Raw genomic sequence first — 15,122 nt, forward strand, 5'->3', positions numbered from 1 at the left:
GTTGATCATAAAATCCGATAAAGGCACAAAGTTAGGAAAGCGTCAGATACGCTTTGAGCTTTGTGCCTTTTTGAGTTTATTATAAATATGTGTATTCCTCGTATCCATTACTTCAACCCAGGACATGAAACGGCTGTCCTTTCGGGAAAAGTTAATTATACACCGCCCCGTCAAGTACAGACTATGTTTCGGGATTTAGCCTGTCTTCCTCTATGGTATGCGGATTCCAAAGACTTAGTCTGGGTGGAAGAATATGCTATGGCTGAAGCTTATCTGTCTGTCCTGAGGCGTGTTTTCCCGCAGTTGCCTTCTGTTATATCAACGGAACGTTTTTTGCATGAATCGTCTTTGGGTAATTATGATGCGGCGCCATGGGGACTTTCGCTACAAAGCCTACATTATTATAAAAGGTTGCAGAAAAGTGAAAAAGGTAATGTTCGGATTCCGGTCTGGAATGATGTCTATAAACAGCTAACTGGGCGGCAGACTGCCCGAAAGGTCTTGGAGCGGCTTAAAGAACTGTTGCCAGAAATGGTTTTACCGGTTACCCCGGTTTTCTGTCGGACTGTGGATGAAATTAAAACCTATATGCAGACGCATCAGCCTCCATTTGTCTTGAAGACTCCTTTCTCTTCATCAGGACGTGGATTGCTCTGGTTGTGCAGTTCTGAATTACTTCAGAAAGACCTGCTGTGGATTGATGGAGCTATTCGTAAACAGGAAGAAATCAGTATCGAACCGGCCCTTGATAGACAACAAGATTGGGCTATGGAGTTTGTTTCTGATGGGAAAGGACGAGTGAGTTATCGTGGCTTATCTGTATTTGGTACGGCAGAACGGGGAGCTTATTCCGGCAATATCTTAGGTTCGGAGTCTTTTCGGGAGTCTTTTATTTTAAGTCATATTTCTACGACTGATTTTGTTCAGGTAAAAAATGCGTTGGAAATTGCATTATCCGAGATATACGGTTATCTTTACACTGGCTGTATCGGAGTCGATATGTTGCTATACAGGCAGTCAGGATATTCTTCATGGAATATTCATCCGTGTGTGGAAATTAACATGCGGCAAACCATGGGAATGGTAGCTGTACAGTTGTCTGAACGCTTTTTGGACGTTAATGCAACCGGGCAGTTTGTTGTTGACTATGCCCGTTTGTCTGGAGAGATACAGATGAGAGACCGGGAAATGCAGGCCAGGTATCCTTTGGTAACTGAGAATGGGAAAATCCGAAGTGGATATGTATCTTTATGTCCTATTACGGGTGATACACATTATTGGGCTTATGTAATTATATCATAACTTAAACATATACACAATGAAAAAGACAAGTTTATCAATTCTTTTGGCCCTGATTTCATGGGTTGCTTTCGCTCAGCAATCGTTATGGGGCGGACAAAACATTGTTTCTCCGGAGATTCATCCGGACAATCGCGTAACTTTCCGTTTTTTTGCACCTAAAGCTGTTAAAGTTCAGGTGACGGGTGATTTCCTTCCTCCGCAGAAAGTAGAATCACAATATGGGAAGATGGATGTTCCGGGCGTTGCGGATTTGAAAGAAGGAGAAAAGGGCGTTTGGGAATATACGACTCCTGAGCCATTATCTTCAGAACTTTACAATTATACGTTTATTGTAGATGGCTTGAAGAATGTAATTGATCCGAATAATGTTTATGTCAGCCGAGACGTAGCTTCATTGTTCAATATCTTTATCATTAAAGGTGGATGTGGTGATTTGTACAGTGTTAATAAAGTACCTCACGGCAGTGTTACACAGCGTTGGTACAACAGTCCGTTGTTAGGTTACGATCGCCGCATTACCATCTATACGCCGGCTGGATATGAGACGAGCGGAAAGCGTTATCCGGTACTTTATCTGTTACATGGAATGGGCGGTGATGAAGAAGCCTGGATTACTTTGGGAAGAACGGTACAGATCATGGATAACCTGATTGCTGAAGGAAAAGCAAAACCAATGATTGTTGTTATGCCGAATGGCAATGTTGATCAGGAAGCAGCTCCGGGCGAGTCCAGCTTAGGTTTAGTCAAACCAAACATGCAATTACCTCGTACTATGGAAGGAACGATGGAAGCTACTTTCCCGGATATTATCAAGTTTGTTGAGAGTAATTATCGGGTAGAAAAGAAGAAATCTTCTCGTGCTATTGCCGGTTTGTCAATGGGAGGTTATCATTCTTTACATATTTCCAAAGAATATCCGAATATGTTTGATTATGTAGGTTTGTTCTCGGCAGCCATTATCCCGAACGACAAAGTAGATTCTCCTATTTATAAGAATATGGAAGAAAAGTTAGCTAAGCAGTTTGCCAAGGCTCCGAAGTTATATTGGATAGCTATCGGTAAGACAGACTTCTTGTATAAAGCTAATCAGGACTACCGGGCAATGCTTGATCAGCATAAGTATCCGTACATTTATCGGGAAAGTGAAGGTGGACATATTTGGCGTAACTGGCGTATCTATTTGTCGGAGTTTGCTCCAATGTTATTCCAGAAATAAATAAAGTAATGGGATATAAAATAAATAAGTCCTTTCGGTTTGTATCGGAAGGACTTATTTGTATAGGATATATATTGGAAATATATGAAATTCTGAATGGATCAGTCTTTTCTGAAGAAATATCCTAAAGAAAACGTTACGTTGTTCTGGAAAATGTTGGATTCGCCATCCCGCTTGACGGCACGACGGTCTAATGTGCCGGTCACGCAGTTGATAGCAAAGAAGAAGCGACTGTATTCAACGCTCATTCCCACATTGACTCCTAAGTCAAATGATTTCAGATTAGGCTCTTTCTTGCTACCAAAGTCAATACTCGTAGAAGGAGAAGCTCCGTGTGTACGCATTTTTCCGAAGAGGGAAAAATCTAAAGTTGGTCCGGCAAAGACGGAAAGCCGTATATCTGTAAGACGAAACGTATAGGCTAAATTCAAGGGAACCTGAATGGAATAATATGAATATTTGTTGTGCGTCTCTGTTACCAGCGGATTATTATAATGTGAATAATAGGAGCCGCCTTGATTGACAAAGCCTATTTCCGGCCGGAATGACAATCCTTTATATAAATGTACATCCATTAGTCCGGCTACACTCCAGCCAAAACGTCCACCAGCCATGTATTCGTCTTGTACTCGTTGTATGAGGGAAGAATAGGCTCCACCGGCACGAACGCCAAAATCAACTTGGGCGTACGTCGGCACTATCGACAAAATCATCAAGGCTATTATGTAATAGTATCGTTTCATAGATATTTTATCTTTTGTTCTTGAGGCAAAGATAAAAATTCTATGTATATGAAGGGGCATGTTTCACCACCTTTTTCAAGTAAATGCCTTTGTGCTGTTGTGGAATACCTGAAAAAGAAAATGGACGGAAAATAAATTCCGCATTTGCCAGCACCATTTCGGATCGACAAATGCGGAGTATATGGAAGCTGTTAGAAGTAAATTTCACCGAAGAATTGTGGACAATGGAAGTCCGGCTGAGGCAAGTCTATCGGATTCCAACTGGCGAAATGAGGATATTCAGTATCATCAGCACATTTGTAGAAGTTACCGAGAATCTTTTCGGGCATGGCATTTGAATCGAGTCCCATCAATGTCAGAGGAATGGCAACCAGTAGTTCCCATTCGTAGATACCTGTCTTTTCCTTAAACGGACGTCTTTCCAGGGTTGTATATCGTTTGATAGATTCATATTCTTGAGGTGTTAAAGAGGATTTTTCCGTACGGGAAAGTCTTCGTGCTGCATCACAGGTTCCGATACAGTTAAACTCGAAGTTCATATACGTACTATCGTTTACACGTTTCATGAAGAACTCCACACAACTGTCACGATGTACATTTGAATTATCAATATCGAAGCTGGCTTTTAAAGAGTGACCTTTAACAAAATATCGGATATACATATATTTGTCTGAACGGGCAATGTCAAACACGGCGATTGGTTTGTATCCGTATTCTTTCCAATTGATTTCATTGATATAGTCTCGGTACGCTTTGCTTTCCATAAAGAATCCGATGGAAGATAGGTCAAGCGAGTCAAGTCCAGCTAAATAAGGTACTTTAAGTCTTTTCATCTTAAGTTCATTTTTATATAAGCGGAATTTTGATATAATAAGTGAGCAATACAGAAACAACACCGATAATAGAAAGTGCAATGATAATGCTTCCTACAATCCGGTTCATTAGCCATATGCCACGGACATTGAACCATTTCCGCAGTTTTGATACAATGTATGTTATAAATAGCCACCAACAAACGGCTCCTATCCCGATACATCCTACTCCTCCAACAATCATCCCGACCGAATGATCCGGCAGAATAAAACCAAACCGGGCAAAGAGACCAATATAGAGCAATACGATCAGTACATTACTGAATGTTAACAGAAACGCTGTAATAAAGTCTTGTGTAAACGAGAGCCTGCGTTCTTTCTGTTTCCGTAAGTTCTTGACCGGATTACTTTGATATATATAATAACCAAATACTGCAAGTACAAGACTTCCGCCTAATTGTAACGGAGCTTGGTTCGCTTCTACGAAGTTGACTACCACTCCCATTCCTAAACTTGTTAGTATGGCATATACTATATCTGATACCATGGCTCCTAACCCGGTAATAAAACCATGCCACCGACCTTTACTTAAGGTGCGTTGGATGCAGAGCATTCCAATTGGGCCCATCGGGGCAGAAACCAAAATACCAATTACAAATCCTTTCGCCGCTAATGCTAACATCTGTTATTTTATCGGTTTATAATATGGACTTGCAAAGATAGGTGGTTTTTTTAGAGTAGACAAGGCTTTTTTTAATTGACAAATTAACAAGGCATCTGCTGTCTATCTTTTAGGTGTAAGCAATATGAGCCTTGTTAATCTGTTTCTTTTTATCAATCTACTCCTTTCCTGGGAAGTTCGGGCTATAGAGCATATTGGACCTGGTTTGTAAAACACCGTCTTTCACAAAGCTGTCGCCTCTCTCTTTCAGATGTTCTGCCAGAGCTGTTTTCATTTCCTGCCGGATGTTGATATAGGCTTTGTCTGCCACACAATTATGTAGCTCTTGCGGATCTTTTTGCAAATCAAACAGCTGTTCACTTCCATTATGAAGATTCCAGACGTATTTCATTTTTCCGTCAGTCAAGCCACACCAGTAATTCTCTTCTGAATAGCAAGTCGCATGTTCCAGATCAATGTATTTTCTCCACGCTGGATGATCGGTCTGTACCAAGGTTTTTAGTGAGCGTCCGTCCATATCTTCGGGAATCTTTCCTCCTGCTATATCCAAGAAAGTAGGCAGGAAGTCCCGTAGTTCTACCGGATAATCCAACCGGCTGCCATCTGGTATTTGCCTTTTCATGGATGTGGGCCACTTGACGATATAAGGAATGTGTGTAGAACCTTCATAAGGATAAGTTTTTCTCCAATGATAATGGTCACCCATCATATCGCCATGATCGGCAGTAAAGCAGATGAGGGTGTTGTCATACATGTCTTTATCTTTTAGGCATTGGATGATTTGCCCGATCTGATCATCGATAAAGGTAATGTTGGCATAGTAATGTCGGAGTGAGTTTTGTGCATATTCGTCGCCAAAATTGGCAAACGGAGCATCGGATGGCATATCTTCGGGATTCTTCCGTTCGGCATATTGCTGGCACCAGTCTCCATGAACTGGTTTCGGCATTTCCTTCCCTTTATATAAATCCAAATATCGCTGCGGCGGATCATACGGGCTATGCGGACGGGCAAACGATACTTTCAGAAATAATGGTTGAGGCGTATCGTAATGACGGATCAGTTCACAGGCCGTTTGTCCGGTCCAGGTTGTCGGATGAAGCCTTTCATCCAGCTGATAAACTCGGTCTCCGTGATCATTCCAGCCAATGCCCGTTTTGTCCGGATTTTCTCCCGGAGCTTGCAGTTGGAACCATTTCCGGTAATCACTGATAAAGTCTTTTGATTCGACACGTCCGCTTTCGTCGATGAGTGTCTGGTGGAAGCCATGCAATGAGTTCTGCGGATTCCAGTGCATTTTCCCAATACCAAAGGTATAATATCCTAAGTCGCGGAGCATCTGTGGCATTTCATATCGGTACTGAGGAGCCACAGCTCCGTAGCCAAGCATACCATGATGCCAGGGCGATAAACCGGTCAGTAAACCAGAGCGGGCCGGAGTACTGCTGGGAGTACTGGTGTATCCGCAGACAAAGAGCGTTCCTTCAGCGGCCAGCTGGTCCAAATGTGGCGTGATGATATACGGATTTCCCATACATCCCAAAGCATCGCCCCGTTGCTGGTCGGTCATGATCAGTAAAATATGAGGTTTATCACTTGGAGCCGGATTTGGTTTTAGTGGATGTCTTTCAGGAACAGTAGAGCGGTTTTCCGGTTGTTCTGCTCTTTCGTCGGCTTGTATGCCGCTCCAACTTAAACCTAATCCGATGGATGATTTGATGAACGATCGTCGTTTCATGTACAAGTGTTTTTGGATTCTTAACGGCTAATGTACAGTAAATCCTTGGTTACAACAAACTTTTACACAAAAAACTCATTGATCAACAGTACTGTAGAGATGCTTTCAGATAGGGACATTGCTTAATTCTTTATTATAGGAGCTCTTTCTTTCTTCATTGGACAGGCGGTTTTAAGCACAATTTCTTGTTTGCCCGAATAGATAAAGATACATTTTTAGGTTGAAAAAGCAAGGATATAAGGATATAAATTACTTTTCACTGCTTTTGACCTGAAAGATAACAGAGAATGTGTAAATACAGAAATCGGGGAAAATATTTCTTGTATTTGTTGAGATATTTGAATGTGTTTCCTTATAATATCTCTGCTCATTAACCGGAAAAAACGTATCTTTGCAGTTGATAAGTTGATGAGAAAACAAATTGACAAGAAGACAAGTTGACGAGAAGATAAGTTGACAGGGGTTTACAGATTGTATCTGAAGCCTTGCCAACTCATCAGTTATTGAATTTGCCGTCTTTCAGATTAGGACAACTACTTAATAAATTGATCATATATGATTCTATTCTTTCAATCTCCAACTAAAACGGTGCTGGCCGTAGAAGCCAAGCAAGCGTTTTCACCAGAAGACACAAAGAAGCTGGTGTGGCTATTCAGTGGAGCAACACCTGTTGAGGCAGAAACCATGAACGGTTGGTTCGTTGGTCCGCGTCGTGAAATGATAACGCCATGGAGTACGAATGCAGTTGAAATAACCCAGAACATGGGTTTGGCCGGAATTAGTCGTATAGAAGAGTATTTCCCGGTAGAGTCGGGCGATGCTGATCATGATCCGATGCTGCAACGTATTTACAATGGACTGAACCAGGAAATCTTTACGATTAGCAAAAAGCCGGATCCGATTATCTATATTGACGATCTGGAAGCCTATAATGCTCAGGAAGGTCTGGCTTTGAGCGAGGAAGAAATTTCTTACCTGAAGGAAGTCAGTGAAAAACTACAGCGCAAGCTGACCGACAGTGAAGTTTTCGGTTTCTCTCAAGTAAACTCAGAACACTGCCGTCATAAAATCTTTGGCGGAACCTTTATTATTGATGGCGAAGAAAAGGAAAGTTCGTTATTCAATTTGATTAAGAAGACATCAGCCGAGAACCCGAATAAACTGGTATCGGCTTATAAAGATAATGTGGCCTTCAACGATGGTCCGGTAGTAGAACAGTTTGCTCCGAAGAGCGGTGATAAACCCGATTACTTCGCGATCAAAGACATCAAGACTGTGATCTCGTTAAAAGCGGAAACACATAACTTCCCGACAACCGTAGAACCGTTCAACGGGGCGGCAACGGGTACGGGTGGTGAAATCCGCGACCGTCTGGGCGGTGGTAAGGCTTCTTTACCGATTGCCGGAACTGCTGTTTATATGACGGCTTATCCTCGTACGGAAGGTGCCCGCGAATGGGAGAAAGTACTTGATCCTCGTCCGTGGTTGTATCAGACTCCGGAACAGATCTTGATCAAAGCTTCTAACGGTGCATCCGATTTCGGTAATAAATTCGGTCAGCCGCTGATCTGCGGTTCTGTCCTGACTTTCGAGCATGCCGAGAATAATAAGAAGTATGCTTACGATAAAGTCATCATGTTGGCCGGCGGTGTTGGCTTTGCCAATAAGCGGGATGCCTTGAAAGGTGATCCGAAACCCGGAGAAAAGGTGATTGTAATCGGTGGTGATAACTACCGGATCGGTATGGGCGGTGGCGCTGTTTCGTCGGTAAATACCGGACAGTATACGAGCGGTATCGAACTGAATGCCGTACAACGTGCCAATCCTGAGATGCAGAAGCGTGCGGCTAACGTAATCCGTTCGATTGCTGAATCAGATGATAATCCGATTGTTTCCATCCACGACCACGGAGCCGGCGGTCATTTGAACTGTCTGTCTGAATTGGTGGAAGCAACCGGTGGGCATATCGATATGAGTAAATTGCCGATTGGTGATCCAACCTTGTCGGCAAAGGAAATCATCGGTAATGAAAGTCAGGAACGAATGGGCTTGCTGATGGAAGAAAAAGACGTAGAACGGGTGAAACGGATTGCTGACCGTGAACGTGCTCCGATGTATGTTGTAGGTGAAACTACCAACGATATGAAGTTTGTCTTCGAACAGGCTGACGGCGTGAAACCGATTGATATCAAGTTGGAATATATGTTTGGTAAGCCACCCCGCACCATCATGCGCGATCATACCGTAGTAGAAACTTACGAACCGGTTGTTTACAAGGAATCAGAATTGCATCATTATCTGGAAAACGTACTTCAGCTGGAAGCCGTTGCTTGTAAAGACTGGTTAACCAATAAGGTGGACCGTTCCGTAACTGGTAAGATTGCCCGTCAGCAGTGCCAAGGTGAATTGCAGTTGCCGTTGAGTGACTTGGGAGCTGTCGCTTTGGATTTCCGTGGAAAAGCCGGTATCGCTACATCTATAGGTCATGCGCCTCAGGTAGCTATGGTTGATCCGGCAGCCGGATCCGTGATGGCGATTGCCGAAGCTCTGACGAATATTGTCTTTGCTCCGCTGGCCGATAAGCTGACCGGTGTTTCTTTGAGTGCAAATTGGATGTGGCCGTGCCGCAATGAAGGTGAGGATGCCCGTTTGTATAAAGCTGTACAGGCAGCATCCGACTTTGCCTGCGCTTTGGGTATTAACATCCCGACCGGTAAAGACTCGTTGTCAATGACCCAGAAGTACGGAGATGAGAAAGTACTTGCTCCGGGAACTGTCATCATTTCTGCCGGTGCTGAAGTAAGCGATGTGAAGAAGATCGTTTCTCCGGTATTGGTTCACGAACGGAATTCACATATTTATTATATCGATTTCTCTTTCGATACCTTGAAACTGGGCGGTTCTGCCTTGGCGCAGGTATTGAACAAGCTGGGTAATGAGGTGCCGACCGTGAAGGATCCGGAATATTTCAGCGATGCCTTCAATGCTGTTCAGGAGGCAATCGAGAAAGGTTTGATTCTGGCTGGTCACGATATTTCTGCCGGTGGTATGATTACTACCTTGTTGGAAATGTGCTTTGCTAATGTAGAAGGTGGTTTGGAAGTCAACCTGGATAAGATTAACGAATCAGACATTGTGAAGATTCTGTTTGCCGAAAATCCGGGTATCATCGTCCAGGTAAAAGACAAGAAGGCCTTCGAAAAACTGATGATGGATGCCGGTGTAGGCTTTGCTGAAATTGCGAAACCGACCAACGAACGTCATATCCTTGTATCGAAGGATGGAATCCAGTATCATTTCGGTATCGACTATATGCGGGATGTCTGGTATGAATCTTCTTATAAGCTGGATATCAAGCAGAGCGGCAATGTATGTGCCGGCAATCGTTTTGAAAACTATAAGATGCAGCCGCTGGAATTCAAGTTCAACAAGAACTTCTCCGGTACGTTGGCTTCTTATGGCCTTTCTGCTGATCGTCGGGAACCGACAGGAATCAAAGCTGCTATCTTGCGTGATAAGGGAACAAACGGTGAGCGTGAAATGGCTTACTCAATGTATCTGGCCGGCTTCGATGTGAAGGATGTTCACTTGACCGACTTGGCTACAGGTCGTGAGACGCTGGATGATGTCAACCTGATTGTATTCTGTGGTGGCTTCTCTAACTCAGACGTATTGGGTTCTGCCAAAGGTTGGGCTGCCGGTATCTTGTTTAACGAAAAGGCAAAGAGCGCTATCGATCGTTTCTATGCCCGGAAAGATACCTTGAGTTTGGGTATTTGTAACGGATGCCAGCTGATGGCCGAACTGGAACTCTTGTATCCGGAGCACGAAAAGAAGCATAAGATGGTACATAATGATTCGCACAAGTTTGAATCCAACTTTATTACCCTGGATATTCCGAAGAACCATTCTGTCATGTTCGGTTCTTTGAGCGGTAGCAAGTTAGGCATCTGGGTAGCTCATGGTGAAGGTAAGTTCGATTTCCCGTACGAAGAAAAAGACTATCATATTGTAGCTAAGTATAATTACGACGGTTATCCAGCTAATCCGAACGGTTCGCCTTGGGCTGTTGCTGGCGTTTGCTCACAAGATGGTCGTCATTTGGCGATGATGCCTCACTTGGAACGTGCGATGTTCCCGTGGCAGTGCGCTTATTATCCGTTGGAACACCGGAACGATGAAGTGACTCCGTGGATCGAAGCCTTTGTCAATGCCCGTAAATGGATTGAAGAAAACAAGAAGTAAAAGGTCTTATATATAATAAGGTAAGACTTCTCATATAGAAACCCACGAGAATCGTTTTCAAAACTCACGAGAATTGAAAACGGTTTTCGTGGGTTTTGTTTTTGATGCTGAATTGGTCTGTTAAATGGTAGGTTAGATTAGGAAAAAATAAATGCATCGTGTATCTTTGGAAAGATGAATCTTGTGGAGTTGGATAAACAAATAAAAAGAGAAGGAGAGTAGATGATGAAAAGATTTGAATTTCTATGGATCATGCTTTTATGCTTGAATGCCTGCGAGCAGGAAGGCCCATTAGACAAGTATGACGTGAGTTTGCGACAAGATTTCGAGCAGCGTTATAGAGGCGCTTCGATTATTTCTGTGAGTGATTGGGATGGATCCGGTCTTTACGTCAAGTTTTCAGATGAACAACGCAAGGAGGCAGAAGTGTTTTATATGCACAATGGGTGGAATTTGTGTATCTCTTATCTGAAGGATTTTACGTGTCTGCCGGAGAAAGTACAGGAAAGTTTCCTTCATTCTCCGTATGCTGATGCTAAGATAGAAGCCATAACCAGTTGGGAGCGTGCCGAGTTATCACATACGCTGTACCGGATATTTTTTAAGTATCAGTGGAAAGATGTTGAAAATATGACGTATGAAGTCCTGATGGATGAGGAAGGCGTCTGGCTTCATACGTATAATCGTGATTTACCTAATAATTATTGGTATCAGGCTGTACAGCCAGGAGAGTTGGATTTTATACAGAAGCGGTATCCTGGTTCGGATGTTCGTGGCTATATCAACGACGGAGGTTACAATGTTTACTTTTTCATACAGGATGGAGTTATTAAACAAATTTCATTTAGTCCGGTGAATTGCTGGTATGAAACCCGTTACGAATTGCCTTTCGATACGTCTTTACCCGATTTGTTGGTGGAATGGCTGGAACGGGTACATCCGGACTTTTCTTACACAAAGATCTTTTATGTCGAATCACCTGAAGAAAACGCTTATGAGCTGATTAATGAGAACACACCCAATAACGAAGGAATTATTGTTCGGGAAAGCCTCTGGAATCATGAATAAGAAACCGAAGAAGAGTAAAAGCCACTATATTTTTTCAGAAAAAGAAGAATGGAAAGTTTTGTAATTCAAATAATATACGTACCTTTGCAAGCCGATTATTATCAAATTGTACTAAAAGTTTAGTTCTTAGAACTTTGCATCATCATGTGTCCGGTGAGGCAAAGGGAAAAGATTAGTTTTTTGATTTTATTAATTTATTAAACAATTTAAGCAGTGGATACTTTAAGTTTTAAGACCATTTCTGCAAACAAAGCAACTGTAAACAAAGAATGGGTCATCGTTGACGCTGAAGGCCAGTCATTAGGTCGTCTTTGTGCAAAAGTAGCAAAGCTTTTGCGTGGCAAGTACAAACCCAATTTTACTCCTCACGTTGATTGTGGTGATAATGTAATTATTATCAATGCAGAAAAAGTCGTTCTGACAGGAAAGAAATGGAACGATCGTGTTTATTTGAGATACACCGGTTATCCTGGTGGTCAGATTGAATACACTCCGGCTGATTTATTAGCAAAAGGCCCGAGTTATCTGTATAGAAAAGTAGTAAAGGGTATGTTACCTAAGAACCGTCTGGGTGCAAAGTTACTGGGTAATCTGTATGTTTATGCAGGTACAGAACATAAGCATGAAGCTCAGCAGCCTAAGTCAATTGATATTAACTCATATAAATAATAGCGATGGAAGTAGTAAATGCAATAGGAAGACGTAAAGCCGCAGTTGCTCGCGTATACGTTAGCGAAGGAACAGGTAAGATTACAATCAACAACCGCGATCTTGCAAATTACTTTCCTTCTTCAATTCTTCAGTTTGTTGTAAAGCAGCCTTTAGCAAAATTGAATGTTGCTGAACAATACGATATCAAGATCAACTTGGTAGGCGGTGGCTTTAAAGGCCAGTCTGAAGCAGCTCGTTTGGGTATTGCTCGTGCATTGGTTAAGATTAATCCGGAAGATAAAGTTACTCTTCGTTCAGAAGGCTTCATCACTCGTGATCCTCGTTCTGTTGAACGTAAGAAACCGGGTCGTCCAAAAGCTCGTAGAAGATTCCAGTTCAGTAAACGTTAATTTTGAGTTTGTAAGTTTATTAGTTGATAAGTTTATTAGGTTTATAACTCAAAAACTTAAAAGCTCAAAAACTATAGAACTGAAAGCGAACGTTTAGTATCTAAACCAGCAGGATTCTTTTTGTATGCAGAAATATGGGAAGACTACCTGTGGGTTGTGTAAACAAAAGAATGTAAACGATTTAAGAAAAGAAACAATGTCAAGAGTAAGTTTTGATCAATTATTAGAGGCTGGTGTTCACTTCGGACACTTAAAAAGAAAGTGGAACCCCGCTATGGCTCCTTATATCTTCATGGAGCGCAATGGTATTCATATCATTGATTTATATAAAACAGTTGCTAAAGTAGATGAAGCAGCAGAAGTAATGAAGAACCTGGCTAAACAGGGAAAGAAAGTTCTTTTTGTTGCTACTAAGAAACAAGCTAAACAAGTCGTTGCTGATAAGGCTGCTTCTGTAGGTATGCCTTACGTGATCGAACGTTGGCCGGGTGGTATGTTGACTAACTTCCCGACAATCCGTAAAGCTATCAAGAAGATGGCTACGATCGACAAGATGACAAAAGATGGTACATTTGATAATTTGTCAAAGAGAGAAAAATTACAGATTACTCGTCAGCGTGCAAAATTGGAAAAGACTTTAGGTTCTATCGTAGACCTGACTCGTCTGCCGTCTGCTTTGTTCGTTGTTGACGTAATGAAAGAACATATTGCTGTTCGCGAAGCTAACCGTCTGGGTATTCCTGTATTCGGTATGGTAGATACAAACTCTGATCCTTCAAACATCGACTATGTAATTCCGGCTAATGATGATGCTACTAAATCAGTAGAAGTAATCTTGGGCGCTATCTGCGAAGCTATGAACGAAGGTTTGCAGGAACGCAAAGCTGAAAAGGTAGATGCTGAAGCTGCCGGTGAAGGCGAAGCTCCGAAGAGAGAACGTAAGGCAAAGGCTGCAAAGAAAGAACGTACCAAGAAAGAAGATGATGAAGCTTTGAACGCTAACATCGCTGGTAAGTTCGCTAAAGACGAAGAGTAATTCAATTGTAAGTTGCATTTGACAATTGACAATTAGAATACACATACAATGGGCAATTGGCTTTTGACAAGAATTGTCAATTGTCAATTGTCCATTGTCAATTTATAAAGAGTACAAACATTTTAAATAGAAGAAAATAAGATTATGGCTGTAACAATGGCTGATATTACCAAGCTGCGCAAAATGAGTGGAGCTGGTATGATGGACTGTAAGAAGGCTTTGACTGAAACTGACGGTGACATCGAAAAAGCAATGGAAATTATCCGTAAAAAAGGACAGGCTATCGCTGCTAAGCGTTCTGATCGTGATGCTTCAGAAGGTTGTGTTCTGGCAAAGAAAGATGGTAGTTTTGCTGCAGTTATCGCTTTGAAGTGTGAAACTGACTTCGTTGCTAAAAACGCTGACTTTGTTGCTTTGACTCAGGCTATCCTGGATGCTGCCGTAGCTAACAAATGTCATACTTTGGAAGAAGTATTGGCTTTGCCGATGGGTAACGGAACTGTAAAGGATGCTGTAGTAGATCGTAGTGGTATCACAGGTGAAAAGATGGAACTGGATGGCTACAGTGTAGTAGAAGGTGCTTATACAACTGTTTACAACCATATGGGTAAAAACCAGTTGTGTACAATTGCTGCTTTCAATAAGCCTTCAGAAGAAGTTGCTCACAATATTGCTATGCAGATCGCTGCTATGAACCCGATCGCTATTGATGAAGCAGGTGTTCCTGAATCCGTAAAGGAATCAGAAATCCAAGTGGCTATTGAAAAGACAAAAGCTGAGCAGGTACAGAAAGCTGTTGAGGCTGCTTTGAAGAAGGCTGGTATCAATCCGGCTCACGTTGATAGCGAAGAGCACATGGAAAGTAACATGGCTAAAGGCTGGATTACTGCTGAAGATGTAGCTAAAGCTAAAGAAATCATCGCAACTGTTTCTGCTGAAAAGGCTGCTAATCTGCCGGAACAGATGATCCAGAATATTGCTAAGGGTCGTTTGAGCAAGTTCTTGAAAGAAGTTTGCTTGCTGAACCAGGAAGATATCATGGATGCTAAGAAGACAGTAAAAGAAGTAATGAAGGAAGCTGATCCTGAATTGCAGATCTTGGCATTCAAGCGTCTGACTTTGCGTGCTGAATAATTTGTCGGGACGAAATATCCTATTCAATAAGAGAAGGCATGTCGGTTGCGGCATGCCTTCTTTGTTTTTGTATGTGCAGTAACTG

General features: G+C 42.2%; 12 protein-coding genes. 8 read left to right on the forward strand and 4 right to left on the reverse strand.

Annotated elements, in window-relative coordinates; translation table 11 throughout:
* Positions 1-87: 87 nt before the first annotated feature.
* Both NEE14_RS13745 and NEE14_RS13750 read left to right on the forward strand, forming a co-directional pair.
* On the forward strand, positions 88-1,302 hold the full coding sequence (locus NEE14_RS13745; protein WP_251967221.1) for a hypothetical protein: 1,215 nt from the start codon (positions 88-90) through the stop codon (positions 1,300-1,302).
* Between the two features lie 16 nt (positions 1,303-1,318).
* Positions 1,319-2,518, forward strand: coding sequence for an esterase (locus NEE14_RS13750; protein WP_251967222.1), 1,200 nt, complete (start codon positions 1,319-1,321; stop codon positions 2,516-2,518).
* A gap of 101 nt (positions 2,519-2,619) precedes the next feature.
* On the opposite strand, the gene NEE14_RS13755 is transcribed toward NEE14_RS13750, so the two are convergent.
* The 4 genes from NEE14_RS13755 to NEE14_RS13770 all read right to left on the reverse strand — a co-directional run bounded on the left by NEE14_RS13755 (position 2,620) and on the right by NEE14_RS13770 (position 6,493).
* On the reverse strand, positions 2,620-3,261 hold the full coding sequence (locus tag NEE14_RS13755) for a porin family protein (RefSeq protein ID WP_251967223.1): 642 nt from the start codon (positions 3,259-3,261) through the stop codon (positions 2,620-2,622).
* 191 nt (positions 3,262-3,452) lie between these two features.
* The gene (locus NEE14_RS13760; RefSeq protein ID WP_251967224.1) at positions 3,453-4,094 is read right to left on the reverse strand and encodes a carbohydrate-binding family 9-like protein; all 642 of its coding nucleotides are present in this window, start codon (positions 4,092-4,094) and stop codon (positions 3,453-3,455) included.
* A gap of 13 nt (positions 4,095-4,107) precedes the next feature.
* Positions 4,108-4,755 carry a LysE family translocator gene (locus tag NEE14_RS13765; RefSeq protein WP_251967225.1) on the reverse strand — a complete coding sequence of 216 codons (648 nt, stop codon included), beginning with the start codon at positions 4,753-4,755 and terminating at the stop codon, positions 4,108-4,110.
* A gap of 157 nt (positions 4,756-4,912) precedes the next feature.
* Entirely contained in the window at positions 4,913-6,493 is a 1,581-nt protein-coding gene (locus NEE14_RS13770; protein ID WP_251967226.1) for an arylsulfatase, read from the reverse strand.
* 555 nt (positions 6,494-7,048) lie between these two features.
* Between NEE14_RS13770 and purL the strand changes: the two genes are divergently transcribed.
* From purL to tsf, 6 genes are all read left to right on the forward strand, one after another.
* The gene (gene purL, locus NEE14_RS13775; RefSeq protein WP_251967227.1) at positions 7,049-10,738 is read left to right on the forward strand and encodes a phosphoribosylformylglycinamidine synthase; all 3,690 of its coding nucleotides are present in this window, start codon (positions 7,049-7,051) and stop codon (positions 10,736-10,738) included.
* 222 nt (positions 10,739-10,960) lie between these two features.
* Positions 10,961-11,806: a hypothetical protein gene (locus NEE14_RS13780; protein WP_251967228.1), complete on the forward strand. Its 846-nt coding sequence runs from the start codon at positions 10,961-10,963 to the stop codon at positions 11,804-11,806.
* A gap of 213 nt (positions 11,807-12,019) precedes the next feature.
* Positions 12,020-12,475, forward strand: a complete 456-nt coding sequence (rplM, locus tag NEE14_RS13785; RefSeq protein ID WP_251967229.1) for a 50S ribosomal protein L13 — start codon at positions 12,020-12,022, stop codon at positions 12,473-12,475.
* Between the two features lie 5 nt (positions 12,476-12,480).
* Positions 12,481-12,867, forward strand: a complete 387-nt coding sequence (gene rpsI / locus NEE14_RS13790; protein WP_251967230.1) for a 30S ribosomal protein S9 — start codon at positions 12,481-12,483, stop codon at positions 12,865-12,867.
* Positions 12,868-13,063: 196 nt separating this feature from the next.
* Positions 13,064-13,903 (forward strand): 30S ribosomal protein S2, encoded by an 840-nt coding sequence (gene rpsB, locus NEE14_RS13795; RefSeq protein WP_251967231.1) that lies wholly within the window; start codon positions 13,064-13,066, stop codon positions 13,901-13,903.
* 144 nt (positions 13,904-14,047) lie between these two features.
* Positions 14,048-15,037 carry a translation elongation factor Ts gene (gene tsf, locus NEE14_RS13800; protein WP_251967232.1) on the forward strand — a complete coding sequence of 330 codons (990 nt, stop codon included), beginning with the start codon at positions 14,048-14,050 and terminating at the stop codon, positions 15,035-15,037.
* Positions 15,038-15,122: the final 85 nt, after the last annotated feature.

Source organism: Parabacteroides sp. AD58 (assembly GCF_023744375.2).
GTDB lineage: Bacteria > Bacteroidota > Bacteroidia > Bacteroidales > Tannerellaceae > Parabacteroides > Parabacteroides absconsus.